Source organism: Streptococcus vestibularis ATCC 49124 (genome assembly GCF_000188295.1).
GTDB classification, from domain to species: domain Bacteria; phylum Bacillota; class Bacilli; order Lactobacillales; family Streptococcaceae; genus Streptococcus; species Streptococcus vestibularis.
On the sequence record NZ_GL831114.1, the window covers coordinates 1 to 2,289 of the forward strand.

Consider the following 2,289-nt stretch of genomic DNA (forward strand, 5'->3'; position numbering starts at 1 on the left):
GATTTTAAAAGCTGTCAAATACATCGAAGATTTTCTAGAAACTGATGGACAGTACTTAGAGGATTTACTTTACCTAACAAGAGGCAACCAACTATACACAGAAGATGGAGATGAGTTGTATATTGATCCAACTTCTCAGAAAAGAACACTTCATAACCAATATGAACCTGGTTTTATTGTAGCAAGGGATAAATCTCCACTAGAACTCTTAATTGAAAATAAGGAATTGTTTGATAAATAGAAAAAGCGAGGATAACCTCGCTTCAGATTGAAGTTAAAATCTTTAGAAGACACTTTTATAAGGACTTTGTCTTCAATCTGTGAAAAGGAGTGGAAACTCCTTTTCTTTTTGTAAGTCAGACTGAAACTTCCAAATTGTTTATTTATTTTATTGACATTTTCTATAAAAATAAGTATAATAGTTTAATTATCAGACTATACTATATAGGGGGTATTGAAATGAAATTTTCTAATCGTTTACTGCTATTCCTTGCAGGAGTTGTTTTTGTCCTTTTAGGACTTTTCCTATTTACAAACCCAGTAGCTAATCTTGTTGCTTACAGCTGGTGGATTGCATTTGATTTACTGGTTTCTTCTATAGCAGCTATTTTAGGCTATTTCTCTGCACCAAAAGAGCTTCGCTCACCTGTTTATCTTTTCCAAGGGTTTGTTAGTCTTCTCTTAGCTCTTTACCTCGTTGCTTATGGCTTTGTGACCCTGCCGGTCGTCATTCCGACCATTGTAGGAATTTGGTTAATTGTAGAAGCCATTATTGCTTTCTTTAAAGGCAAACGTCTAGGATTGATTTTCCCTATTATTGGTAGCAATATCACGTGGGTAGCCTTGCTTGTATTTTTACTAGGTCTAGTGATTCTGTTCAATCCAGTGGCTACAGGTGTCTTTGTCGTTTATGTCATTGCCTTTTCATTTTTAGTTACTGGCTTCACCTACATTATTGAGGCCTTTCGTAAATAGTCTAGTTGCTATTTCTATCGCATTCAAAAAAGCTGGGAAATCATATTCTCAGCTTTTTCGTCTCTTTAATTATCACTTTTTCGCATTCCATTCTGCGTAGAATTGCTCCAAGTATTCTTCCAAAAAGTGATGGCATAGTGCTCTAGCATTCGATAAGTTGCAATAATAACCGGTCGAGAACGGGGCATCGACTCAATCATACCGAAAATAAAAGAGCGAATGTTATCTGCAAAAAGAAAGCTTAGATTCTTTGCGATTTCAACAAAAAAAGCACTGTTTGTACTGACCCCAAAAAGTTAGACAAGTAATTTAAGTGAAGGATTTAGTTCTGTATTTCACAGGACTAATGTAAGTGGCTCATTTGGACTATCCTCCTGTTTTGTTTTGTCACTTACAGTATAGTCTTTTTAGGCTTTTCTTGTATTTTGAGTTTAACTAATGCATGTTCTTAAAATTTCCTAAGTCTACCAACAGCTCTATCCAAATCTTTTTTTAATCAAAATTTTAAAGTTGTCTAATTTATAGAATATAAGTTTTGTAATAAAACCTCAATCTCTTTGTAAAATATTGTATATTACATAAAAGATTATTGTATGCTATAATTCACCTTGTGTAGCAGTATTTTGTACTACTAAATATAGGAGATTTTATTCTATCTCTATAAAGTAATAAAGGAGTGTAAGCCCATGGAAAATGTTGTTGTCTCAATTTTTGATATTGAAAGTGAAGCCTTTCAGGCCTTTTCAGAATTAAAACAGTTTGGTCAAACTGAAAATACAAAATTAGCTCAGGCTTCAATTGTAAAAGCTGAAAATGGTGTTGTTAACGTCAAAGATAGCTTTGATTTGATGGATTCCCTAGGAGATGATTATTTCGAAGGCGGATTAATTGGTAGTTTAATCGGAATTTTAGGTGGACCACTAGGTGTTCTCTTTGGTTTTGCTGCTGGTGGAGCAATTGGCGCCTCCGTTGGTTCAGACAAAGAATTGGCCAATTCGGTATTAATTACAACCGTTAGTAATAAGTTGACAAATGGCGAAGTAGCTATTATTGCACTTGTACAAGAAAATGATGAATCTGTTTTAAATTCTATTTTTGAAAAGTATCAGGTTCACATTGCTAGGTGGGATGTCGCTACTGTTGCGGCAGAAATAGAGTCAGCTCTCAAAATTCAAGAAGATTTAGAGCATCAAGCTAAAGCTCGCTTAATTGCGGATAAAAAAGAAGCTCGTCGTGAAAAATTTGATAAATTGAAAGCTAATATTAAAGAGAAATTTTCGAAAAAAAATTAACAGACTGAAGAGACTGAGGTAA

General features: G+C 34.1%; 2 protein-coding genes and 1 pseudogene. All 3 read left to right on the forward strand.

All coding sequences use genetic code 11. The features are described 5' to 3' along the window. Positions 1–241, forward strand: a pseudogene (locus tag HMPREF9425_RS08930) (XRE family transcriptional regulator); the annotation flags it as partial. A 218-nt stretch (positions 242–459) separates the two neighbouring features. Continuing rightward, on the forward strand, positions 460–975 hold the full coding sequence (locus HMPREF9425_RS08935; RefSeq protein ID WP_037611159.1) for a DUF308 domain-containing protein: 516 nt from the start codon (positions 460–462) through the stop codon (positions 973–975). A gap of 686 nt (positions 976–1,661) precedes the next feature. Further along, the gene (locus tag HMPREF9425_RS08940; RefSeq protein ID WP_002916827.1) at positions 1,662–2,267 is read left to right on the forward strand and encodes a DUF1269 domain-containing protein; all 606 of its coding nucleotides are present in this window, start codon (positions 1,662–1,664) and stop codon (positions 2,265–2,267) included. Positions 2,268–2,289 lie beyond the last annotated feature (22 nt).

Excerpts from the sequence above, each read along its gene's own strand:
- HMPREF9425_RS08935 (WP_037611159.1), top strand. The coding sequence starts at position 460 with ATGAAATTTTCTAATCGTTTACTGCTATTCCTTGCAGGAGTTGTTTTT.
- HMPREF9425_RS08940 (WP_002916827.1), top strand. The coding sequence starts at position 1,662 with ATGGAAAATGTTGTTGTCTCAATTTTTGATATTGAAAGTGAAGCCTTT.